Source organism: Betaproteobacteria bacterium, assembly GCA_009377585.1.
Classification (GTDB): Bacteria; Pseudomonadota; Gammaproteobacteria; order Burkholderiales; family WYBJ01; genus WYBJ01.
On sequence record WHTS01000052.1, the window covers coordinates 17674 to 41184 of the forward strand.

Annotated in this window: 20 protein-coding genes and 2 pseudogenes; 14 read left to right on the forward strand and 8 right to left on the reverse strand. The window is 65.3% G+C overall.

Features of this window, described 5'->3' with window-relative positions; translation table 11 throughout:
* Nucleotides 1–68: 68 nt before the first annotated feature.
* Nucleotides 69–629, forward strand: a complete 561-nt coding sequence (locus tag GEV05_16790; protein MPZ45018.1) for an NADPH-dependent FMN reductase — start codon at nucleotides 69–71, stop codon at nucleotides 627–629.
* A gap of 78 nt (nucleotides 630–707) precedes the next feature.
* Nucleotides 708–1715, forward strand: a pseudogene (locus GEV05_16795) (catalase).
* 189 nt (nucleotides 1716–1904) lie between these two features.
* On the opposite strand, the gene GEV05_16800 reads toward GEV05_16795, so the two are convergent.
* The 3 genes from GEV05_16800 to GEV05_16810 all read right to left on the reverse strand — a co-directional run bounded on the left by GEV05_16800 (nucleotide 1905) and on the right by GEV05_16810 (nucleotide 5740).
* A complete protein-coding gene (locus tag GEV05_16800) occupies nucleotides 1905–2429 on the reverse strand; it encodes an SDR family NAD(P)-dependent oxidoreductase (protein ID MPZ45019.1) in 525 nt (174 codons plus the stop codon).
* A gap of 112 nt (nucleotides 2430–2541) precedes the next feature.
* Entirely contained in the window at nucleotides 2542–3777 is a 1236-nt protein-coding gene (locus tag GEV05_16805) for a tripartite tricarboxylate transporter substrate binding protein (GenBank protein ID MPZ45020.1), read from the reverse strand.
* Entirely contained in the window at nucleotides 3755–5740 is a 1986-nt protein-coding gene (locus tag GEV05_16810) for an NAD(P)-binding protein (protein MPZ45021.1), read from the reverse strand. The genes GEV05_16805 and GEV05_16810 overlap by 23 nt, the downstream gene beginning before the upstream one ends.
* A gap of 225 nt (nucleotides 5741–5965) precedes the next feature.
* Between GEV05_16810 and GEV05_16815 the strand changes: the two genes are divergently transcribed.
* From GEV05_16815 to GEV05_16855, 9 genes and pseudogenes are all read left to right on the forward strand, one after another.
* Nucleotides 5966–6937, forward strand: coding sequence for a hypothetical protein (locus tag GEV05_16815; GenBank protein ID MPZ45022.1), 972 nt, complete (start codon nucleotides 5966–5968; stop codon nucleotides 6935–6937).
* An 87-nt stretch (nucleotides 6938–7024) separates the two neighbouring features.
* Entirely contained in the window at nucleotides 7025–7885 is an 861-nt protein-coding gene (locus GEV05_16820) for a branched-chain amino acid ABC transporter permease (protein ID MPZ45023.1), read from the forward strand.
* 1 nt (nucleotide 7886) lies between these two features.
* Entirely contained in the window at nucleotides 7887–8843 is a 957-nt protein-coding gene (locus GEV05_16825) for a branched-chain amino acid ABC transporter permease (protein ID MPZ45024.1), read from the forward strand.
* Nucleotides 8840–10084, forward strand: a complete 1245-nt coding sequence (locus GEV05_16830) for an ABC transporter substrate-binding protein (protein MPZ45025.1) — start codon at nucleotides 8840–8842, stop codon at nucleotides 10082–10084. Before GEV05_16825 ends, GEV05_16830 begins: the two co-directional genes overlap by 4 nt.
* On the forward strand, nucleotides 10081–10827 hold the full coding sequence (locus GEV05_16835; protein MPZ45026.1) for an ATP-binding cassette domain-containing protein: 747 nt from the start codon (nucleotides 10081–10083) through the stop codon (nucleotides 10825–10827). The genes GEV05_16830 and GEV05_16835 overlap by 4 nt, the downstream gene beginning before the upstream one ends.
* Complete coding sequence (locus GEV05_16840; protein MPZ45027.1) at nucleotides 10824–11528, forward strand: ATP-binding cassette domain-containing protein; 705 nt, start codon at nucleotides 10824–10826, stop codon at nucleotides 11526–11528. The genes GEV05_16835 and GEV05_16840 overlap by 4 nt, the downstream gene beginning before the upstream one ends.
* A 108-nt stretch (nucleotides 11529–11636) precedes the next feature.
* Complete coding sequence (locus GEV05_16845) at nucleotides 11637–11891, forward strand: AbrB/MazE/SpoVT family DNA-binding domain-containing protein (protein MPZ45028.1); 255 nt, start codon at nucleotides 11637–11639, stop codon at nucleotides 11889–11891.
* A gap of 11 nt (nucleotides 11892–11902) precedes the next feature.
* Nucleotides 11903–12416 (forward strand): annotated as a pseudogene (locus GEV05_16850) (PIN domain-containing protein).
* A 273-nt stretch (nucleotides 12417–12689) separates the two neighbouring features.
* Nucleotides 12690–13700 carry a tripartite tricarboxylate transporter substrate binding protein gene (locus tag GEV05_16855; protein ID MPZ45029.1) on the forward strand — a complete coding sequence of 337 codons (1011 nt, stop codon included), beginning with the start codon at nucleotides 12690–12692 and terminating at the stop codon, nucleotides 13698–13700.
* Here the strand turns inward: GEV05_16855 and GEV05_16860 are convergent.
* The 3 genes from GEV05_16860 to GEV05_16870 form a co-directional block, all read right to left on the reverse strand.
* Entirely contained in the window at nucleotides 13639–14943 is a 1305-nt protein-coding gene (locus GEV05_16860; protein ID MPZ45030.1) for a hypothetical protein, read from the reverse strand. The two genes, GEV05_16855 and GEV05_16860, sit on opposite strands and share 62 nt — an antisense overlap.
* Nucleotides 14944–15100: 157 nt before the next feature.
* Nucleotides 15101–16099 (reverse strand): tripartite tricarboxylate transporter substrate binding protein, encoded by a 999-nt coding sequence (locus GEV05_16865; GenBank protein MPZ45031.1) that lies wholly within the window; start codon nucleotides 16097–16099, stop codon nucleotides 15101–15103.
* A 328-nt stretch (nucleotides 16100–16427) separates the two neighbouring features.
* Nucleotides 16428–17594, reverse strand: coding sequence for an MBL fold metallo-hydrolase (locus tag GEV05_16870; GenBank protein ID MPZ45032.1), 1167 nt, complete (start codon nucleotides 17592–17594; stop codon nucleotides 16428–16430).
* 327 nt (nucleotides 17595–17921) lie between these two features.
* Here GEV05_16870 and GEV05_16875 point away from each other — a divergent pair, with 327 nt between their 5' ends.
* The 3 genes from GEV05_16875 to GEV05_16885 all read left to right on the forward strand — a co-directional run bounded on the left by GEV05_16875 (nucleotide 17922) and on the right by GEV05_16885 (nucleotide 21121).
* The gene (locus GEV05_16875; protein MPZ45033.1) at nucleotides 17922–18884 is read left to right on the forward strand and encodes an SDR family NAD(P)-dependent oxidoreductase; all 963 of its coding nucleotides are present in this window, start codon (nucleotides 17922–17924) and stop codon (nucleotides 18882–18884) included.
* Nucleotides 18885–19020: 136 nt separating this feature from the next.
* Nucleotides 19021–19848, forward strand: coding sequence for an alpha/beta fold hydrolase (locus tag GEV05_16880; GenBank protein MPZ45034.1), 828 nt, complete (start codon nucleotides 19021–19023; stop codon nucleotides 19846–19848).
* A 40-nt stretch (nucleotides 19849–19888) separates the two neighbouring features.
* Nucleotides 19889–21121, forward strand: a complete 1233-nt coding sequence (locus GEV05_16885) for an LLM class flavin-dependent oxidoreductase (protein ID MPZ45035.1) — start codon at nucleotides 19889–19891, stop codon at nucleotides 21119–21121.
* A gap of 29 nt (nucleotides 21122–21150) precedes the next feature.
* On the opposite strand, the gene GEV05_16890 is transcribed toward GEV05_16885, so the two are convergent.
* The gene (locus GEV05_16890) at nucleotides 21151–22152 is read right to left on the reverse strand and encodes a tripartite tricarboxylate transporter substrate binding protein (GenBank protein MPZ45036.1); all 1002 of its coding nucleotides are present in this window, start codon (nucleotides 22150–22152) and stop codon (nucleotides 21151–21153) included.
* A 223-nt stretch (nucleotides 22153–22375) separates the two neighbouring features.
* Complete coding sequence (locus GEV05_16895; protein MPZ45037.1) at nucleotides 22376–23329, reverse strand: tripartite tricarboxylate transporter substrate binding protein; 954 nt, start codon at nucleotides 23327–23329, stop codon at nucleotides 22376–22378.
* Between the last annotated feature and the right edge of the window lie 182 nt (nucleotides 23330–23511).

The following is a 23511-nucleotide window of genomic DNA, read 5'->3' on the forward strand; positions in this document are numbered from 1 at the left end:
GCACCCGCTAATCAAAAGGACTTGCGCTCGGTATATTCGACTCGAAACCATTCATGAGGAGAGTCGAGATGATCAGAGTCGCCATCGTTACCGGAAGCACGCGCCCGGGACGTAACAACGAAGCGGTCGTCCGCTGGGTGCACGACATCGCAGGAAAGCGCAGCGACGCCGAGTTCGAGCTCGTCGATATCGCAGCCTACAACCTGCCGCTGCTCGACGAAGCGGTCCCGCCGAGCATGGGCCAGTACAGCCACGCACATACCAAGGCGTGGGCCGAAAAGATCGGCTCGTTCGATGCGTATGTGTTCGTCACGCCCGAGTACAACCACGGCACGTCCGGCGCGCTCAAGAACGCCATCGACTATCTGTTCCGTGAGTGGAGCAACAAAGCGGCCGGGTTCGTGAGCTACGGCAGCGCCGGCGGTGCACGCGCAGTGGAGCAGCTGCGGCTCGTCATGGGCGAGCTCATGGTCGCCGACGTGCGCGCTCAGGTGATGCTGTCGCTCTTCACCGATTTCGAGAATTTCTCGAAATTCAAGCCCGATCCCCGGCACGTAGCCGAGGTAAACACGATGCTGGATCAGGTCATCGCCTGGGGCCGCGCGCTGAAAACCGTGCGATCGAAGTAAGATTTTCGAAGGGTCTTTGCGGATCCACCGCGACCAAGCTGCAAGCACGGCGCGCAGCATCCACCGCGCGAGGTGCGCATGCAGTGGGATTTCTGGACCAACAATCCCGAGAGCGCGCACCAGGTGACTTATCTGATGGGCGAGCGAGGCCTGCCGCGCACGTGGCGCCACATGAACGGCTACGGCTCGCACACCTACATGTGGGTCAACGCGGCCGGCGAGAAATTCTGGGTGAAATACCACTTCCACACCCGCCAGGGCATGGCGTTCTTCAGCAACGCCGAAGCCGCCATCATGGCCGGGCGGGATGCCGACCACCACCGGCGCGACCTGTTCGAGGCCATCGCCCGCGGCGAGCACCCGAGCTGGCTGCTGTCGGTGCAGGTCATGCCATATACCGAGGCGAAGAGCTATCGCTTCAACCCGTTCGACCTGACCAAGACCTGGTCGCACAAGGACTACCCGCTGATCCCCGTGGGTACCATGACGCTGAACCGCAATCCCGAAAACTTCTTCGCCCAGATCGAGCAGGCGGCGTTCTCTCCGGGCAATACGGTGCCGGGCATCGGCCTGTCGCCGGACAAGATGCTGCTGGGCCGCGCCTTCGCGTACAACGACGCACAGCGCAACCGCATCGGCGCCAACTTCCACCAGCTGCCGGTGAACCAGCCCAAGGTGCCCGTCAACACCTACATGTTCGATGGCCCGATGGCCTACCATCACAGCGGTGCCGCCCCGGTCTACGCGGCCAACAGCGCCGGGCGTCCCTGGTCGGATGTCACCGGTCCCGCGGCCGAAGACTGGGAGGCCGACGGTGCGATGGTGCGCAGCGCCTACACGCTGCACAAGGAAGACGACGACTTCGGCCAGGCCGGCACGCTGGTGCGCGAGGTCTTCAACGACCCGCAGCGCGCGGCGCTGGTGGACCAGGTCGCGGGCAGCCTGCTCGGCGGCGTGCGCAGCCCGGTGCTGGAACGCGCCTTCGACTATTGGAAGAAGGTGGACGGCGACGTGGGCCAGCGCATCGAGCAGAAGGTGCGCGCCGGCAGCGCCACGAAGCCCGCGGAAGGCATGGGAAAAGGCTGACGGAAGCTTCAGCCTGCGCCAGGGTGACCGGAGCAGAAAGACAGAGCCGCAGCCTGCCGGATTGACGCGGCTTACTCGGCGCTACGTGCTCGGTGCCACCAAGCTGCACACCGACGATCACTGTCAGTGGCTGAATCTTGGCGCTGCTGCGCAAATGGCTCGAGTGCGATACATAGGAGATTTCTACCGTCAGGCGATGCGTTCAGGTTCCTTCGGCAGGCTCTTGCCCGGATCCCACGCGGCGGGCGCCCCCGCATCCCTTGCCGCCTCCACGGGAGGCAGAGACGGATTCCAGTGAGAAGCCAGGAAGCGCCTGCCGGTGACTTCGGACGCAGCGTCGGAAATGAGCCACCGCAACGGTGGCCCCATGACTTCGGGCTGAATCATTTTGGATCGGTCGAACGGTGCGCCCGGATTGGCCGACGTATTGGTGAGACCGCCGGGCGTGAGCACGTTGACCGTGACGCCAGTTCCTTTCAGTTCTTCGGCCATGATGCGAGTGAGCGATTCGGCGGCCGCCTTCGAAGCGCCGTAGGGACCGAATCCTGCGCGCAGCATCGAACCCAGGCTCGTGGTGACGTTGATGATTCGACCCCAGCGGTTCCTTGTCGCGGTCGACGGCAACCACGTCGACGCCATTTTGCAGCAGACCGATGACCATCGCACGTCCCAGCCCACGGCCTGCGCCGGTGACGATGGCCACCTTTCTTTCATCGCTCATATGCGCCTCCTCGTGTTATCGACGCGAAGCCCATCCGCCCATGCGACGTATTCCCTTGGGGTTGCAACGAAATTGCCGGACGTCAGGAGGCACCAGGCCTGCCGCCTACTTGCCCAGATCGAGCTTGTTCTCTCTGATCAGATCCGATCGCTTCTTCGTTTCGGCGTTGATGAAGCGCCCGAACTCTGCACGGCTCAGGTGCAGCGTCCGTCCGCCGAGCGGAGCGATCCGCTGCTTGAATTCGGGCGTCTGAACCGATGCCTGAACGGCCTTGAACAAAGTATCGACGATCTCGTCCGGTGTGCCGGCCGGCGCGAACACGCCGAACCAGTTTCCGGCTGCGAAGCCGGGAATGCCGCTTTCCGCTACCGTCGGCACTTCAGGAAGCAGCTCCATGCGATCGGGGCCGGTGACGGCGAGCGCCTTCAGCCGGCCGGCCTTCACGAAAGGCAGCGCAGTGTTGGCGTCGCCGGTCATCATTTCTATCTGACCGCTGACGACGTCGGTGATCGCCGGCGCGGCGCCCTTGTAGGGAACATGCTGCAGCTTGATGTTCGCGCGCGCCATCAGCAGTTCGCTTGTCAGATGCGGCGCCCCGCCCGTGCCGGAGGACGCAAAATTGATCTTGCCCGGCGCGCGCTTGGCCAGAGCGATCAGCTCACGGATATTGTTCGGTGGGAAACTGGGATTGGCGAAGACGACGAAGTAGATCGCGACCACGGGCGCCACGGCGATCATGTCGGTCGCCGGGTTGTACGGAAGCTTCTCTTGCACCGGATCGACTGAAACCGTGCCCGATGTTCCGAGCCCCAGCGTATAGCCATCCGGGCGCGCTGCGATCAACGTCTTCATCCCGATGGTTCCGGCTGCACCCGGCCGGTTGTCGATCACGACCGGTTGCCCGAGGCGCTTGGACATCTCCGAACCGAGCTGGCGCCCGATGAGGTCGGTCGCCCCGCCGGGCGTATACGGCACGATCAGATGGATCGGGCTGCGCGGATACGGTTGCGCGTGGGCGATGACACTGGCGGCCGCCGCACACGCGGCGAACAGTGCTGCGGCGGCGGACCGCAATGCCGGACGCCGCGACGCGCGCGGCTGCGTACACCTAGTCTTGATCTCGTTCATGTTCAGCCTTCTCTGTGTGATCGGGTTCGAAACGTTCCTAATGTACGGCCCCAGCGGAATGCCACCGTCGTTTTCTCTTAAGGACTTTTTGAACACGTCGTTCCCGCGGAAACGGGAACCCAGGAGCGTATTGAGTTTCCTGGGCCCCCGCCTGCGCGGGAGCGACGAGGTGGAGTCGATCAGATCTTCCTTACACGGCATGGCCTGCCGCATGTCCTTCGGCGGTGGCGGCCATGACGTTGCGCGCCATGACACAATCGCCGATCAGGCGTGTCTCGATGCCCGCCGCACGCAGCGCCGGCAGCAAGCGCTGATCGGGAAGCCGAGGCGTCGAATAGGCGAGAAAGGCGAGCGGTTCGAGAACGATCCGCTCTGCCGTGTAAACCTGCTCGATCTCCAGCGCGCCGCTTTCCATCCGTTGCGTCCAGCGCGGTTCGGACAGATGGGCGATCCGGATGCCTTCACGGCTGAGCCGGCGCAAGATGCCCTGGCGCGTGACCAGCGACGTCTCGTCCGCGATCGAGTGACGCGGCGTCACGATCCAGGTCTCGTCGAAGATTTCGCGCAGCCGCTGCGCCGAGGCATAGGTCCCCTCGGTGTGGTCCATGTCGAAGATCACCGCCACGCCGGGCTGACGAGCGCGCGCCCTGACGAGTCCGGCCATGGCCGAGCGCAGGTCGAGCACCCAGCCTTCGGCGCGCACCTCGTCGGGCAGCCAGCGCGGTGCGATCATGGTCGATCCGGCTGCAAGGATCACGCTCTCGGCGCCCGCGCGAAGGATGGCCTCGATGTCCGCTTCGATGCCGAGCTCGAACTTCGCGCCCGAGCGCTGGGCCGCTGCGTATTGATAATCGAAGACGCTGCTTAGCGCTTCGCCGCCAGGCAGGAGCGAGCGCAGCCGCACCTTCCCCCCGACATCACCCGAACGTCCGAAGACCGTCACCTGATGCCCGCGCTCGGCAGCGACCCACGCCGCTTCGAGACCGGCCACACCTGTCCCCACCACGACGACGCGCCGGCGCTTCGATGCTTTGGCCGGCCGGTAGTCGACTTCGTCGGGGAGCGCGACGCGCGGATTGTTGTCGCATGCGATCGGCGCCCCCGACACGTTGAGCCCCCAGCACGAATTGCAGGAGACGCAATACCGGATGTCGTGCGCGCGGTCTGCAGCCGCCTTGTTGACCCAGGCCGCATCCGTCACCAGCGGACGGCCCAGGCCGATCAGCTCGGCTTCGCCCCGTGCCAGGATGCCCTCGGCTTCGGCCGGATCGGTGATCCGCCCAAGGGCGACGACGGGAATCGGCGGGAGCGTCGGTCGCAACTGCTTAAGAAGCGGCATGTAAGGCGCGCGCGGGCTGTGCCCGTCGGGCACGTGCATTTCGAGCGAGCGGGCATGGCTGCCCTGGGCGAAGCACAGATACTCCAGCGTGCGTCCGCGCGCGAGCTCGCAGCCGATCGCCGCTGCCTCGGTGGGGCCGATGCTGCCGGGCACACCATCGTCGCCCGGCAGCTTCAGGCCGATGATGAAATCGGAGCCGCATGCCGAGCGAATGGCATCGACGATCTGCGCCACGAAGCGCGTGCGGCCCGCGCGGTCACCCCCGTATTCGTCGTCGCGCAGGTTGGACCACGGCGAGAGGAACTGATGAAACAAGTGACCGTGACCGCATGAGATCTCGACGCCGCTGAACCCGCAGCGCTGCACGCGCGCCGACGATTCCGCAAACTCCTCCACCATATTGCGAATCTCGTCTGCCGCCAGGACCCTCGGCACGCCCCAGCTCAGGTCGTCCGGCTGCGTCGTGGGCGAGATCGGATCGGAAACCCGTCCGGGCGTGTGGCGTCCCCGGCCGGGGTCCTGCAACTGTGCGAGCAGGCGGCAGTCGCGTGACTCCGCCGCGTCGGCCATGCGCTCGAGCCCCTCGACGTTCGCATCGTCGTACGCACGGATCTTGTAGTTCACATCCTGGTGCCTCGCCATGCTGAGCGGCTCCGTGACCATCAGGGCCGCCCCGCCCGCCGCTCGATTGGCGTAATACTGGATCAGCCGGTCCGTGACGCGCGTATCGATGCCCAGCCGCGTGGTCATCGACGCATGCACGACGCGGTTGCGCAGCCGCTTGCCGGCCATCGTCATGGGAGCAAGCAGGTGGGGATAGGCAGGATGTTCTTGCATCGGTGAGTTCCCAGCGAAGGTGTTGAACTATATCAGCCCTGCGCGCGCAGCCGGCCTCTCACTACCCTGGTAACTATGGTTGACCGCGTGCCAGACCGACGCTAGAGTTGAAACCGAAGGGGCCGCAACTCAGAATTCCTTTGCTCCGAAGATCTTGTCGTGCGGTCCGCAGTGCCCGCCATAGCAAGGATAGCGGCGGCCAGACCAAAGGGAGGGAACGACCCGATGACAAACCTAGATCGCTGCTACAACATCTTCGATCTGCGCGAGGCGGCGATGCGCCGCCTGCCCAGAGGGATCTTCGAATACGTCGACAAGGGCACCGAGGACGGGATCTCGCTCGAGGAAAACCGGGCGGCGCTTCAGCGCATCAAACTGCGCACGTGCTTTCTCAACGATTGGTCGAAGCGCGACCTGGGCTGGGAAGCTCTGGTGGTAACGATCGACCACGCGCCGGGCCGCGGGCGCGAGCACAACGAGCGCAACGGCTTCTCCTTCCCGTTCACACCCAACATGACGGCGGCGGTGGACATGGCGATGCATCCGGGCTGGATGTGGCGCGTGATGCGCAAGTACCTCACCCATGAAGGCATGCCCACGAACGCCAACTATCCCGAGCGCTACCGCTTCTCGGTGATCGACGGTAAGACGCGCGTGCGCCCGCAGCGATTCGAGGCGATGACCTGGGAACACATCCGGAAATTCAGCGACTTCTGGCCGCGCAAGCTCATCGTCAAGAGCATCTTGTGTGGTGATCAGGCGAGGGCAGCGGTCGATGCGGGCGCGGATGCTGTCGTGGTGTCGAATCACGGCGGACGCGCCTTCGACAGCGCCATAGCGACCATCGACATCCTGCCGGAGGTCGTGGAGGCGGTCGGGGATCGCTGCACCGTCATACTCGACAGCGGCATCCGCCGCGGCAGCGACATCCTCAAGGCGTTGGCCCTCGGCGCCAAGATGGTTCTGGTCGGCAGGGCAACGCTGTACGGCACGGCTTGCGGCGGGCAGGCAGGCGCCGCGCGGGCGATCAAGATCCTTTCGGACGAAATGGAGCGGGCCTTCGGCTACGTGGGTGTGCGGCGGATTTCCGAGATCGGTCCGCACATCTTCGCGCATCGCGATCTCGGGGTGGGAAGCTCCGCCCAGGCAACGACGCGTCCTCACGCCATTCCCGAACCGATCAGCAAATCGGCATAGTGATAGGGGGCGGACCGACCCCCTCACTCGGCCGCAGCGACGAATCGACGACCATCGCCGTGTAGAATCGTTGCAGGAGGAGGGCGATTGGATACGCATTTCTGGTTGATCCAGATATTCAACGGCGTTTCCTACGGCGCGCTGCTGTTCCTGCTCGCGAGCGGTCTCACGCTGATCTTCGGCGTGATGCGCATCGTGAACCTGGCGCACGGCGCGTACTTCCTGCTCGGCGGCTACGTGGCGCTGTCGGTGATCTCGAGCACGGGCTCGTGGCTGCTCGCGCTGCCGGTGGCCGCACTCGCCATCGCTTTGCTCGGGCTCGTCATGGAGCGTGTGTTCCTGCGCCCGCTCGGCTTCGATCCGCTGCGCCAGGTGCTGCTCACGGTCGGCTTCGCTTTCCTTTTCCAGCAGGCTGCGCTCGACATCTGGGGTGGCGACAACCTCATCATCGATCCGCCCGAGGTGCTCAACGGCAGCTGGGTGGTGGGCGGCCTGTACCTGCCGGTGTATCGCGTGTTCATGATCGCCTTAGCGGTGGCCATCGGCCTCGCGCTGTGGCTCGCCCTGGAGCGCACGCGCATCGGCGCGATGGTGCGCGCTGCGGTGGACGACGCCCAGATGGCGCGCGGCGTGGGCATCGATACTTCCAAGGTGTCGATGTTCATATTCGCCCTCGGCGCGTTTCTCGCCGCGCTCGGCGGAGTGGTCGGCGGCGCCTTCCTCGGCGTCTACCCGGGGCTCGACTTCGAGGTGCTGCCGATCGCCTTTGCGGTGGTGATCATCGGCGGCATGGGCAGCCTCGCCGGCGCCGCAGTGGGCAGCCTGCTGGTCGGCCTCGCCGACAACTTCGGCAAAGCGCTGCTTCCCGAGCTCGCCTACTTCAGCCTGTACGCGCCGATGGTGTTGATCCTCGCCATCAAGCCCACCGGCCTGCTGGGCAGGGAATGACATGAGTTCGGCCTACAAGATCCTTCTGGTGATTCTAGGCATCGTCGCGCTGGGGGCGCTCGCGCCCTTCGTCAACTCCTACATCCTGATCCTGCTCACCCAGGCGCTGGTGCTGGGCATCATCGCCATGAGTGTCGACCTGCTGCTCGGCTATACCGGGCTGCCCTCGCTCGGCCAAGCGGCCTACCTCGGCGTCGGCGCCTACCTCACCGCGATCCTCGCCAGCAAGCACGGCTTCGGCCTGGAGTGGGGCTTCTGGGTGGTGGCGGTGCTCGGCGTGCTCGCCGGCGCCGCCCTTGCGGCGCTGTTCGGCCTGTTCGCCATCCGCGCGAGCGGGGTGTACTTCCTGATGATCACGCTGGCGCTGGGCATGTGCATGTGGGGCCTCGCCTACCGCTGGAATTCGCTCACCGGCGGCGACAACGGCATGAACATGCCGGGGCGGCCGTCGTTCGGCATCGACCTTGCCGACGACCTGAATTACTTCTATCTGGTGCTGGGGTTCTTTACCGCCTCGCTCGCCGCGCTGTACGTGCTGGTGCGCTCGCCCTTCGGCCGCAGCCTGGTGGGAATCCGCGAGCGCGAGCTGCGCATGCGCGTCCTCGGTTACAACACCTGGCTGCACAAGTACATCGCCTTCATCATCGCCGGCGCCTTCGGCGGCCTCGCCGGGGTGCTGTGGGCCCACCTCACCGGTATCGTCAGTCCCGGCGACGTGATCCTCACCACCTCGGTAGACGTGCTGTTGATGGTGGTGCTCGGCGGGTCCGGCACGCTGGTCGGAGGGGCGATCGGCGCCGCGGTGGTGGTGTTCCTGCGCGAGTATCTCGCCACCATCGTGCCCTGGTGGCAGTACGTGCTCGGCGCGGTCTACGTGCTGACGATTCTCTATCTGCCGGGCGGCCTGATGGGTATCCCGGCGCACATCGGAAACTCGTCGAGGAGGGGCGGATCATGAGTTACACGCGGATGGTTGGAGCAATCGGTTTCGGCCTGGCGCTCGCCGCGAGCGCGCCGGCCACTGCGGAGGAGCTGCGTATCGGGTTTCTCGCGCCGATGACCGGCATCTTCGCCCAGATCGGCAAGGACATGGCCAACGGCTTCGAGCTGTACCTCGAGGAGCACAACGGCCAGCTCGGCGGGGCCAAGGTGCAGTTGATCGTCGAGGACACGGAGGGCAAGCCGCCGGTGGCGGTGCGCAAAGCCGAGAAGCTCGCGCGCCAGGATAAGGTGCACCTGCTGATCGGCGGGCTGCTCGCCTCGACCGGCTACGCGCTCGCGCCGGTCAGCACCCGCCTGAAGACCTTGTACCTGCTGTCGATCCCGGCGGCCGATGACCTCACGCAGCGCGACCTCCCCAAGTACCCCTACATCTTCCGCACGGGCTGGACCAGCTCGCAGCCGCACCATCCGCTCGGCCAGTGGGCCTGCGACCAGGGCTACAAGCGCATCGCCACGGTCGGCGCCGACTACGCCTTCGGCCACGAGGTGGTGGGCGGATTTCAGCGCGTGTTCGAGGAATGCGGCGGCAAGGTGGTGCAGAAGATCTGGCCGCCGCTGGGCACCAAGGATTTCGGGCCCTACATCCCGACCATCAAGCGAGACGTCGACGCGATCTTCTCGCTGATGGTCGGCCCGATGGCGCTGCAGTTCCCCAAGCAGCTGCAGGCCAACGGCATCAAGAAGCCGCTGATCGGCGGGGGCACCAGCTACGACGAGTTCGTCCTGCCCGCCATGGGCGACGAGGTGCTCGGCCACGTCTCCGCGCTGCAATACAGCGCGGCGATCGATACGCCGAAGAACCAGGCCTTCGTCAAGAAGTACCGCGAGAAGTACGGCAAGGTGCCCTCCTACTACTCGGAGAGCAACTACGCCACCGCGCAGATGATCGACGCAGTGATGAAGCTCGACAAGGGCAAGTGGCCGGGGCCGCAGCAGTTCATCAAGCAGATGTCCGCCCTCAAGATCGAGGTGCCGCGCGGCCCGGTGCACTTCGACGACATGCGCAACCCGGTGCAGAACATCTACATCAAGAAAGTGGAGAAGAAGGCGATGTTCGGCTACCCGAACCAGGAGCTGTGGAACACGGTCATCAAGACCTACCCGGATGTCAGCCAGTTCTGGAAGTACGACAAGAAGGAATACCTCAAGACGCCCCTGTACAGCCGCGACTACCCGCCCTGCAAGCATTGTGAATGAGCGCGGCTGCGCTTGAGCTGAGCGCGCTGTCGAAGAGCTTCGGCGGCCTCACCGCGGTGCGCGGGGTGACGCTGCGCGTGGAGCGCGGCGAGCGCAAGGCGATCATCGGCCCGAACGGCGCCGGCAAGACGACGCTGTTCAACCTGATCACCGGGGTGCTGCCCTCGAGCAGCGGGCGCATCCTGCTCTTCGGCCGCAACGTCACCGGCTGGCCGAGCCATCGGCGCACCGCGCTGGGCATGGCGCGTACCTTCCAGATCACCAGCCTCTTTCCCCGGCTGTCGGTGCTCGACAACGTGCTGCTCGGCATCGGTGGCGTGCGGCGCACCAAGTTCGTGATGTGGCGCTCGGCTGCCGGCGACCGGGAATCGCACGACAAGGCGCGCCGCCTGCTGGAGGAGGCGGGCTTCTGGGAGCGGCGCGATGCCGAGGTGCGCAACCTCTCGCACGGCGAGCAGCGCCAGATCGAGATCCTGCTCGCCCTGGCGAGCGATCCGCAGCTGCTGCTGCTCGACGAGCCCGCCGCGGGACTCGCCTCGGGCGAGTCGCGCGAGATGGCCGAATTCCTCAAGCGCCTCGATCCGGGCCTCGCAATCCTGCTCATCGAGCACGACATGGACGTGGTGTTCGACGTCGTCTCGCACATCTCGGTACTGCACTTCGGCGAAGTGGTGGAGGAGGGCAGCACCGCTGCGATCCGCCGCAGCGACAAGGTGCAGGAAATCTACCTCGGCACCGCATGAGCGCGATTCTGCAAGTCGAGGATATCCACACCTACTATGGCGACGCCTACGTGCTGCAGGGGCTGTCGCTCGCCCTGGAGGAGGGGCAGATCCTCGGCTTGCTCGGCCGGAACGGCGTGGGCAAGACCACGCTGGTCAACTCCATCGTCGGCTTCAACCCGCCGCGGCGCGGCCGCATCGTGTTCAAGGGCACCGATATCACGCAGATGTCCTCGTTCGAGACGGTGCGCGCCGGCATGGGCCTGGTGCCGCAGGGGCGGCGCGTGTTTCCCACCCTGAGCGTCGAGGAGAACCTGCGCGTGGCCGAGGGCGGCAATCGCCGGCGCGGCTGGACCCTCGAGCGGGTTTACGCGCTCTTCCCGCGCCTCGCGGAGCGCCGCCGCCAGCGCGCGCGCACGCTCTCCGGCGGTGAGCAGCAGATGCTCGCCATCGGCCGCGGTTTGATGACCAACCCCGACTGTCTGATCATGGACGAGCCCTCGGAGGGGCTGGCGCCGATCATCATCCAGGGCCTGTGGCAGGCGGTGGCCCGGCTCAAGACCGAGGGCCTGTCGATCCTGCTGGTCGAGCAGAACGCGTCCCTCGCCCTGCAGCTCGTCGACTACGTGCACGTGATCAGCAAGGGCCGCGTGGTGCACTCCTGCGACGCGCGCACCCTGCAGGCTGACACCGAGGTGAAGTCGCGTTACTTGGGGATATGAGTGGAGGGGCCGGGTGGTGCTTGAGCCGGTCCTACGCCCGTGATATACACTTTGGTATATACCAAAGTCTGGCGAGTCGGCGCACCATTTGCCCACAGGAGTGTCCCGATGCAAACCGCGAAGATTTTCAAGAATGGCCGAAGCCAAGCCGTGCGTCTGCCCGCCGAGTTCCGGTTCGAGGGCGACGAAGTACTGATTCGCCGCGACCCGCTAAGCGGTGACGTGGTGCTGAGCGCCAAGCCGGCATCGCTGGACGCGTTCTTTCGCCTGCGCGATCGGCTGCTGCAACAAGCGCCGGAGGAATTCGCCGATTTCCTCGACGAGCGCGATCAGGGCCGCCACGTCGTGCGCGACTGGCCATGACCGTGCGGGTGATGCTCGACACCAACGCTGTGGCTGCGCTGCTGAAAGCGCGCTCGCCCGCGCTCGAAGACTATGCGCGCAACCGGCCGATTTGCGTCTCGGTGGTCACCGAGGCGGAAGTGCTCTATGGCCTCGCTCGACGGCCGGCGGCCTCGGCATTGCGGCGTGTGGCCGAAGCGTTTTTGGCAGCGGTCGAGATCCTGCCCTGGAATTCTGCATGTGCCGCGACCTATGGTGCCCCTGCGGGCACAGCTCGAAGAGCACGGCAAACCGTTGGCCCCTCTGGACATGCTGATCGCATCGCACGCGCTGGCGATCCATTGCCCCCTGGTCAGCAGGGATGTGACCTTTACGCAAGTGCCGGGTCTGAACGTTGTCCAATGGTCGGGCGACGCGGTGCGCGATGCTCCGGCAGGGGCTTCGCGAACGGTGCGGAAGCCTCCGCCGGGCCGCGCCGAACAAGCGCCGGCCCGCTACCGCATCTCCCCGTCGCGCCCTCGCCCCAGTCATCCACGCGCCAAATAGGCGACAACTCGGGGACGCCGTTCAAAGCTATCTGAAAGAACTCGGGACCTACTATGCCGACACGACCAATCCGGTCGCTCCACCGGCCTCGGGCCAGGCCTCGATCAGCCTGCTGGTCGCAAGTGACAATCCGAGGAAGACCCGGCCGATAGCGAGGCTGATCCTGCCGCGGCCGAACAACTCGCGGCCGTGCACAGTGGCGCGTTGACCTGCGAGCGGATCGAATCTGAGCGACAATCCTCTTGGCGACCCGAGCAACGGAGGGGCAATCAGATGAAATCCGCATGGATCGCAATGGCGCTGGCGGGGCTTTCTGCGGCTGAGGCCGCGGGCCAGGGCTATCCCAACCGTCCGATTCGGCTGATCTCGCCCAACCCCGCGGGCGGCGCGAACGACGTGATCGGGCGCATCGTCGCGCAGAAGCTGAGCGAGGTGCTGGGCCAGCAGGTCGTCGTGGACAACCGCGGCGGCGCGGGTGGCACGATAGGCACGGAGCTCGCAGTTAGGTCCACTCCGGACGGCTATACGCTGTTCGCGGGCTCCCAGTCCAGCGTCACGGTCGCGCCCCACATCTACCGGAAACTCAGCTACGACGTGCGGCGCGATCTCATCCCTATTGCAACCTTCGCGGAGGTGCAGAACCTGCTGAACAGCACGACCACGTTCGCGCCCGCCACGGTCAAGGATCTCATTGCTCTCGCCAGGAGCCGGCCGGGAGCCATCCGCTACGCGAGCGCGGGCAACGGCTCGGCGAGCCATTTCGGCGGCATACTGTTCGCAAGAGCGGCCGGCATAGAATTCCTCCACGTACCTTACAAGGGGGGCGCGGCAGCGATCACGGCAGTCATCTCCGGCGAGTCCGACTTCAACTTCGGACCCATGCCTGCGACCACGGCGCTGGTGAACGCTGGCCGTTTGAAGGCTATTGCCGTCAGCGGCAACAAGCGCGCGGTCGCACTTCCCAACGTGCCGACGGTGGTGGAATCCGGGGTTCCGGGATACGTGGTGATCGGCTGGTTCGGGCTGATGGCCCCGGCCGGCACGCCCAAGGCAATCGTGGAGCGCCTGCAGGCGGCGACGGTAAAGGTAGTGAATAGCCCCGAAACCCGCCAGCAGCTTATCCGCACGGGCGCTGAGCCCTCGCCCATCTCACCGGCGGAATTCCCGAAATTCGTCCGGGACGAATACGAGCGCTACGGCAAGGTGATACGCGCGCGGTCGTTCAATCCAGCCCAGCAACCCTCGCGACCGAAACCACCGACGCTCCAGACCTCCGCGCCCTGAGCATTTGCCGAGCCTCTTCGAGCCGGTCGGCGTTGAGATAGGCCTTGAGCAGGGTGAAGTCGATCAGGTCGTGCTGCGCGCGGCTGCCGCCGATGCGCTCGCTCTGCTTCGCCAACGGGGCCAGTGCATCGATCGCCGCGTCATAGTCCCCGTGCTCGAACGCCAAGAAGCCACGCGCGAGCTTCGGCACGTAGGACTCGGACGCGTAGCGCCCTTCACGCGTCGCTTCGGCGATCTGCCGGGCGCGTGCATCGAGCGCGACGTCATCGCATATCACCGCATGGGCGAGCATGACATGCAGATCGGCGAGCCCGGCGCCAGGCCGCGGCAGTGCGCCGGTGGCATAGTCGCACAGTGCGCGCCATGCGGGCTCGTTGCGCGGATGGCCGGCGAGCTCCGAGCGCCACAGAAACGCTACGCCGTCCCACACCTTCTGCTGCGGTCCGCCCGGGTGCCGGTCGGGCGCGATGGCGTCGCGGTAGCGCTGCTGCGCCGCCGCCCAGTTGCCCGCGGCAAGCTCGATCAGCGCGAGATGCCAGCTCAAGTGCCCATTGAACGCGCCCTCACGCGGATACGTGGCGAGCCAGGAAGCCAGAAAGTCGCGACCCCAGTTCGCATCGCCGCTTTCGTAGCTGACATGCGCGACTCCGTGCGCGCAGTGTGCGTTCCTGGGATTGAGCATCACGGATCGTTCGATCTTCGGGCGTGCTTCCGCAACCCGGCCGTCCTCGCCCAGCGCAATTGCGTGATAGGAGAGGAACCAGTAATCGTCGCCGTAATGCGGGGCGAGGCGGTCCAGCAGCGTCGCGATCTCGCGCTTCTGTCCGATGCGGCCCGAACTGCCGATAAGCCCGTTGGGATTCGTGGCAATGGCAACCATCAGGGCATCGCGCGGCCACTGTGCGAGATGGTCATACAGCGCTCCGATGGCCGCGTCGGTTTCCTCCGAGAAGGCGAGGTCGAAGAACCGGATATGCCCTGTCTCCCGTGCGGACACGCCGGCGGACACATCCTTCGCCGCCGCCAGAGCCTCTCTCGCCGCCGCGGCTTTGCCCTCGCGCATGAAGATCTGCGCCTTGCCCGCATGTGAAAGAGCCAGTCCAGGGTCGCTGGCGAGAGCCCGGTCGAAGCACTCGACCGCGCCGGGATACATGGTGAGGGCGAGCTCGCAGCCCTCGACATAGGCGTCGCGTGCAGCGGCGGAGGTGGTGGACACGGGAAGGTCGTATCGATCTGCGAGCATCGGGTTTCTCCAAACTGAAGGTTTCAGAAAGAAACTCTACGCATCACGGAGAACAGCCCACCGCGGATTCCTGCTGGCGACGTGTGCGGCTCGAATGTGCAACCGCCTCCAGATGCGATCATGTGATGTCATGCAATGCCTACCCACGTGGCAGCAGTTACCGAGGTTCTATACCGGCCGCTTTCGCAAGCTTCCCGACGACATCCATCTGCTCCTGGAGGAGTTTCATGAGCTCGTGCGGCGCGCACGGCTCGGCATCCATACCGATGGCCGCCAGGTGCTTGACGATCTCGGGTCTCGTGACCGCACGGCGGACTGCCTCGTTCCAGCGATCGATCAGTATCCGTGGCGTACGGGCCGGGGCGAGCAGCGAGCCCCAGGAGGTCCAGTCGAAGCCTGGCAGTCCCGACTCCGCGATCGTCGGCACTTCCAGCAGACTGGCCGAACGCTTCAGCGACGAAACGCCGAGGGCGCGTATGCGACCGTCGCGCACGAGTTGCGCGGCGCTGCCGACCGGCGCCATGAAGAATTGGACGCGTCCCGCGGCGATGTCCGTAAGCGCCTCGGGTATGCCGCGGAAGCCCACATGCACGACGTCCATCTTCGCGCTGTACTTCAGCATCTCGCCCGCGAAGTGCGTTCCGCTGCCGCTGCCGCTGCCGGCGGAGGCGAAGTTCAGCGTACCCGGCTTCGCCTTCGCCAGCGCGATGAGATCCTTGACCGAGTGCGCACTGAGAGACATGGGCACCACCAGCAAGTAGGGCGCACTGTAGGTGCGCGTAATGCCCGCGAAAGATTTGATGGGGTCGTAGGGCAGCTTGCGCACGAACGGCGCGATGGGATGCGCAGTGGAACTCGAGAGCAGCGTGTAGCCGTCGGGTGCGGCTTCGGCGACGATGCGCGCGCCGATCGTCCCGCCGGCGCCGGGGCGGTTGTCCACGACGATCGGCTGACCGAACGAGTCGGCGAGCAGCGGCAGGATGAGCCGGATGTAGATGTCCGGCTGCCCGCCCGGGGTGAACGGGACGATGACCCGGATCGGGCGCCTGGGATAGTCGGCGGCGGAATTCCCGCTCTGCGCTGCCGCCGGAGCAATCGCGACGACGATCCCCGGTGCGGCAAGGCACAGGGCGCAGAAACGGAAACATGTCGGCATGATGGCCTCTTCGGTTAGCGATCGCGATCATCGAACGATAGGATCTCCAAGGCCGCCTCCGCAAGCGCTCTGGGCACGACCCCAGGTCGGACGGATGTGTCAGTGGCTGGAGGATCCGCCACGCGACGGGCACCTAGTACGACGAATTTCTAATTGCGAAACATTGTTCGCATCTGTGGTGATGTTGCACGACTAACGTGTCGCAATACTAGTGTGGTGAATCGTAAATTCGTTGTAATTCGTCATTCCCGCGCACGCGGGAATCCAGAACGAGACTCCGCCTGGACCCCCGCGTTCGCGGGGGTGACGAACTTCTGACTCAGGGCACCTAGCAGCCAGCGACGCACTTGCCCTGGCCGTCGAACTCCATCGTGCGCCCGCTGATGGCGAGGTGAGCAGGGTGCTTCAGGTCCTTGATGACCGCCGCCGTTTTCGATTTCGGCAGGAGCTTGCCGCCCTCGGTGGCGGGCTCGTTCACGTGCGTGAGGATCACCGACTCGGGGCGAACGAGCTCGTTGACGACATGCGCGCCGGAAATGAAGATGCCCGGGTTCACGCCCAGATTGAGCACCGCGAGATTGGCCTTGTGATAGTCGTGAATGACGGTCTTCATTTCCGAATGAATGCCGGTGTCGCCCGAGAGGTAGGCGACGAGCCCGTTGGTGAACTTGACGACGAAGCCCGTGGCGGGGCCGTATTCGTGTATGGCGCCGTCCGCTTTGAGGCGCTGTTGCTCCTCCTTCGAGAGCAGCGCGGGCGGGGCGTCGTTCACGTGCGAGGCGTACACGATCGTAATCTCCACCGCCTTCGACGCGCCTTGCGCTTGCGCGAAGAAAACGCCGCCCATGTCGATGCGCGAGCTGCACGCGCTCTTGACCGGAACGGTGGTGGTCCCGCCGGGCTGCGGGCAGAAGGGCAACGGTTTGCCGCTAATGGCCTGAACCTTCCCGCTCACGAAGCCGGCCATGGCGCGGGTCGTCACCAGCACCGCGTTGTGCTCCGTGACGACTTCGGCGGTGGTGGAGTTCGGCGCGGGCACCCGGCCCGAGCTCGCGCAGGTCCCGGCGCCCGGCGCCTTGAGCTTCAAGTTGCCGACGTGGTCGCCGTGCATGTGGGTCAGCAGCACGAGGTGGATCTCGCCCAGCCGCGGATCGTTGCCGCCGGTCACGGTGGGTCCTGCGTCGTAGAGGAAACGCACGCCGCTCGGATCCTCGAAAATGATCGCGCGATCGTTTGCGCACAGCTCCCCGGGGTGCGAGCCGACCGGGGTGATCTTCACGTTCTGGGAGAGCGCCGGCAACGCGGCGAGCGAAAGGGCGATTGCTGCACAGGCGATTCTCATGCGAGTCCTCCGGTGAGGCTGGTGGTTGGTATTGGTATCCCTGCAAGCCACGCCCATCCGTTGCGCCACGCCGCGGCTGTTTCGGAGGCTCATGGCCAGCAGAATGATAGGGCAACGGAGCTGCCTCGTGGCAAATGGGAATGGCGGATGCATCGAAAATCGGAATCGAGAATGACACGTCGAGCGCCGTCACGTTTCGATACGTGAACACGCGATCATGCGAGCAATTGCTTTACCATGAGCAACAAGCGCTATTTACGCGGTTGGGTCGGATTACTCGCGCGCGTGACTTTCGAGGGCAGCCAGGTACAGCGCATGGGATCTCGTTCGTCCGTCAGAACGACAACAGCGAGGTGATCATTCGTACCCCCGAGCAGGAGCCCGATACGCTCGACGAGCTCATGCACATGTCGGCGCGCTTCAAGACGAAGTTCTCCGTAGAGGACGACCAGGTAGTGTTCACCCATTGCGCCTGATGCGATGGAACGGGACGACGGGGAGAAAGCAATGGCAGAGAACATTCGTCTCGACGGCAAAGTCGCGATCGTCACCGGCGGCGGGCGCGGGCTGGGTCGCGCGATGGCGCTGGCACTGGCTGAAGCGGGCGCCCGCGTCGTCGCCGTGGATCTCGTCGCGGAGAACCTTGCGCGTGTCGAGCGCGCGGCGGACTCCGTCTCCGGCGCACTCGCCTGCGTTGCCGCAGATATCCGCAATGCGCGGGACTGCCAGCACGCGATCGCGGCTGCGCACGAGCGCTTCGGCGGGCTCGACATTCTGGTCAACAATGCGGGGCTCCTTCCCTCCTACGCCTGGCCCGGACGTTTCCTCGTCGGCGCTCCGCAGGCGAAGTTCTGGAATCTCGGCGACGACGTGGTACAGAACGTGATCGACACGAACTACGTCGCGCACGACCGCATGACGCGCTACGCAGTGCCCCACATGATCGCGAAGGGCTGGGGGCGGGTCGTCAACGTGACGACGCGGCTCACCACGATGAACCGCAGCGGCGGATCGCCCTACGGCGCCTCCAAGGCGGCGCTCGAGATGGCGTCCGAGATCTGGGTGAAGGATCTCGCGGGCACGGGTGTGACGGTCAACATCCTCAACCCGGGCGCGGCGGTCGACACGCCGGGCTTTGCCACGCCGGAGGAGAAGCGGGTGGCGACCGCGTCGGGGCGGCTGCACATGATGCATCCCGACCGGATGCGGGCCCCGATCGTGTGGCTCGTCTCCCACGCAACGGACGGGATCAACGCAATGCGCTACGACGCGGTGGCCTGGGACCCCGACCGCCCGGCCGAGGAGCAGGCGGCGTTGCACGGCCGGCCGCTCGGCTTCGAGTTGAAACCGAAGGCGAGCGGCGACGCGCACGAAGTGCGCGACGATCGCCCGGCGGCCGGTACGGCAGCGCGCTTCGGCGAAGACCGCTCCGGGCAGGCGTAAAGCAACCGGGAAGGTGTGGAGCGAGCATCGGTTTCTCCGCTACCAACGGTTGCGTAAAAATTATACGATTGCGGCTTCAACCGTCACGTCCCGGTTCTGCAGTTCGCAACGCCGGTGCGACCGCAAGGAACTCCGAATGTCCCCTGTCACCGCCCGGCCGGCCGCGGAGATCATATCTGTCGCCGGTGTCGAGCTCGAAGTCCTGCGCGCAGGTGCGGGCAATCCGCTGCTGCTGCTGCACGGATTTCAACACATCGATCCACGCCTGCCGATCGTCGACCTGCTTGCGCGTGACGCAGAGCTCATCGCACCGTCGCACCCCGGCTTCGGCCGCTCGTCGCGGCCGGCGGATTTCGGCACGGTCTACGACCTCGTTCATCTCTATCTCGGTCTTCTCGACACCCTGCCGCGCGGGCCGCTGACCCTGATGGGGCTCTCGTTCGGCGGCTGGCTCGCCGCCGAAGTCGCGGTCAAGGCCGGTCGGCGCATCGACGCTCTGATTCTCGTCGACGCGCTCGGCATCAAGGTGAGCGACCGCGAGACGCCCGACATCCTCGACGTGTTCAACACGCATCCGCAGGATGTCGTCGCCAGGAGCTGGCACGATCCGAGCAGCTTCGCGCCGAACTACGACGACATGGAGGACGAGGAGCTCGTCACCCGCGCCCGCAACTGGGAGGCGCTGGCCCGCTACGGCTTTCATCCTTACATGCACAACCCGCAGCTGAAGCGCTGGCTTGCCAATATCCAGGCGCGCACGCTGGTGCTGTGGGGCGCCTCCGACGGCGTGGTCGAGCCTGCCTATGGCGAGGCCTACGCCCGGCTGATTCCCGGCGCGCGCTTCGAAAGCATCGACCGCGCCGGGCATCATCCCGAGATCGAGCAACCCGAAGCGCTTGCCGAGCGTGTGCGAGCTTTCCTGAAACCACACCACCCCGGCGCTGCGCGCCACCCCGCCTCGTGAGAGGCGGGGAAGGGCCGTAACGAGAAGGCAGGCGAACACCATGGACGTCTGGTACCAGTGCGAAATACCGTATCCCCACGTGTCGCGGGATGTGCTCGATCGCGCGGCCTCGGTGCGCGCGAGCCTGCCCAACCGCTACTGCGATCCCGGGGTGGCTGCCGATCTGTTCGAGGAGTGTATCGACGAATTCCTGCTCGCCGATGAGCGCGGTCTCAACGTCGTCGCCATCGAGCATCACGCCGGAATCAACTCGCTGCTCGCGGCGAATCCGATGCTGGTGGGGATACTCGCGCGCCAGACGAGGAAGGCGCGCATCCTCAGTCTCGGCACGCTGGTCACGCTGCGCCCGGATCCGGTGCGCATCGCCGAGGAATACGCCACGGCGGACGTGATCAGCCGCGGCCGGCTGGAGATCGGCTTCGTCAAATCCGGCGGCAGCGAAGTGGCGTCGAGCAATGTGAGCCTGGTGGACAACGGCGAGCGCTACTGGGAAGCGATCGATCTCATCGCCAAAGCGCTCACCTCGCACGACGGGCCGTTCAGCTGGGAAGGCAAGCACTTCACCCACCGGCACGTGAATATCTGGCCGCCCGCCTTTCAGCGCCCGCTGCCGCGCATGTGGTCGGCCACGGGCGACGCATCGACGTCCGCGGATGTGGGCCGTCGCGGCATGGTGCACGCGCTGGTGTTGCGCGGCCCCGAAGGCACCCGCGCCGCGTTTGCGGCCAACCGCCGCGCTCGCGTAGAGGCCGGGCTGCCGCCGTCGACGACGGAGCGCTTCGCCTACGCGGCGCTGGTCGCCGTAGGCGAAACCGAAGACGAAGGCCTGCGTCTGGGCGAAAAGCTGCTGTGGTTTCTCAACACCAGCATGAAGTCGGCGCCGCAGTTCGGCAAATTCCTGCCGGGCGCTGCGCCGCCCGAAGCCGCGCCGATGATCTACCGCACCCGCCTTAAGGAGAGCAAGAGCACCGAAGCCCCGCAGGCGGCGGGCAACCTGAGACCGTCGCTCGGCAACAAGGACGCCCTGATGGCCATGACGCCCGAAAGAGCCGTCTCACAGGGCATTCTGTTCGCCGGTACGCCCGACACCGTCTACAGGCAGATGATGGATCTGTACGACTTCGTCGGCGGTTACGGCCACCTGGTGATGATCGGCCGCTCGGGCTTCATGACGCATGCGGAGACCGAGAAAAGCATCGATCTTTTCGCGCGCGAGGTGCTGCCGCGGCTGAAGGAAATCGCGCCGGTTGAGGCGGGTTTCAATCAGCAGTAATCGCGCGAGTCACTGCCCTCACCACGCAATTACGGCCGGGGCTTGCCGAGCGTGGCGCCACTTTGTTTGAGCATCTTGGTCCAGTGATTGCTATCTTTATCGAGGAATGCCTTGTACTCCTCGGGCGTGGAGCCCACCGCTTCCGCACCGGCCACAAGCATCAGCTTGGCGAGCTTCGGATCCTTCAGCGCCTTGACGAGCTCGGCATTGATTTTCCGGACGATGGCGGGCGGTGTATTGAGCGGCACATGCATGCCGTACCAGCCATAGAGCGAAAAGCCGGGAACAGTAGCGGAAACCGGCGGCACGTCCGGCATCAGCTTGGTCGGCTCGTTGTAGGTCTCGCCGAGCACGCGAATCCTGCCCGACTGCATATACGGCGGCAGCATGGGCACTGCGGGACAGAACACGTGAATCTCGCCGGCGATCAGATCCGTCATGACGGGAACTGCGCTCTTGTAGGGCACGTGGGTCATTTTGATGCCGTTGATGGCGTTGAATTCCTCCATGCACATGTGCAACGAACCGTACATGCCGGTGGACCCATAGCGCAACTGCCCGGGCCGCGCCTTGGCGTACGCGATCCACTCCGCGATGTTCTTGACCGGTGTCGATGCGTTGACCACGATTGCAAACGGCGTCGTGCCCACCAGCGTTACCGGACCCAGCTCGGTTGCGAGCATGTATTTCTGGTACATCAGCATCGCGATCAGGTTGGTCATCGTAAACATGCCAATCGTATAGCCATCCGGCGCAGACTTGGCCAGTGTTTCCACGGCAATCAATCCGGTGGCCCCGGGACGATTGTCCACCACGATGGGCCGGCCCCAGATCTCCGAAAGTTTGTTCCCCAGCAGGCGCCCGATGACATCCGGCGCAGAACCGGGGCCACTGGCCAGGACCATGCGCACGGGCCGAACCGGGTAGGCCTCCACATCGGCTGCCGAAGCAGCCTGCGCGTTGGGCTGCGTGACGGCCAGGCCAGAGACCAGTGCGGCACTTGCGACGATTGCGGACCCACGCATAGCCATCCTCCTTGGCGTTTTTCGAACCGACTCGCCCGCGCTCGAGGTCGCGGCGGTTGAATGCTACACCGTCACTGACACACCGTCGCATCGTATTGCCGGAAAAGGGGACGCACACAATTTCCTGTGCAGCCGCCGGGGCGGGAACTGTGGGGCGGAAATTGTGTGCGTCCCCTTTTCTCCCACGCGGCTTGACTGAGTGACGAACCGACCTTGATTTCTCGCCGCGTCACATCGGTTTGATGCCCGCGGCCTTGGCAACCTTGTTCCACTTCCCGATTTCCGAGTGCACCCAGCGCGTGAAGTCCTCGCTCGACATCGGGCTCGGGTCGCCGCCGATCTCGTGCAAGCGCTTGTGCACCTCCGGCATCTTCAGGACGGCGGTGATGTCGTCGCGGATCCGCTTGACCACCGCAGGCGGCGTGCCACGCGGCACGAACATGCCGAACCATGCGATGGCTTCGAATCCGGGAGCAGCTTCCGCCATGGGCGGCGCGCTAGGATAGAGCGGCGTGCGCTCCCGCGCGCAGACACCGATGGCCTTGGCGCGGCCCGAATTCAACGTCCCCATCACCGAGCTGATCGCGGCGATGCCGAGCGGTACGTGCCCGCCCATGACGTCGGTTTGGAGGGGCCCCGCGCCCTTGTAGGGTACCAACGTGATGTTTACTTTCGCAGTCGAGAGGAAGAAATGCGAAGGCAGCGTATTGCCCGGGGTGCCCAGCGTGAGCTCTCCGGGGCGGGCGCGGGCGAGCGCGACGAGCTCTTTCGGCGTCTTCACCGGCAGCGACGGGTGCGCGAAGATCATCTGCGGCGAGACCGTGACCAGCGTGACCGGCACGAGATCGCTCAGCGGATCGTAGGGCAGCCGCGCGAAGGTGGACGGGGCGTACGCGTACTGCGTGGAGCTGAAGAGTATGGTGTGTCCGTCGGCCGCGCTCTTCGCGACGTAGTCGGTGCCGACCGTCGAAGCCGCTCCCGGTCGCGGATCGACGATCACCTGCTGCTTCCAGCGCTGCGCGAGATGCGGCACCAGCACGCGCGCGGTGATATCGCTGCTCCCGCCCAGAGAGAACGGGATGACGATGCGAACGGCTTTGCCCGGGAATGGCTGTGCGAGTAGGGGACCGGCGGGAAAAAGCAGGAACGACGCGAGGAACCCAACCCAGTGCCTGGAAAGCATGGCTCATCTCCTCCTGAAGCCGCCTCCCGGTTGTTGTGGGAATGGCGGGGCGTTGTGGGAATGGCGGGGCGCTAGTGTAGTGTTGCATTCTTGATAGAACGTATTTGTGTCTCACGCCTCCAATGTACAGTGCGTGTGGAGCGGAGATGCGAATGCGAGTTGCGCTGCAGATTGTGCTGACC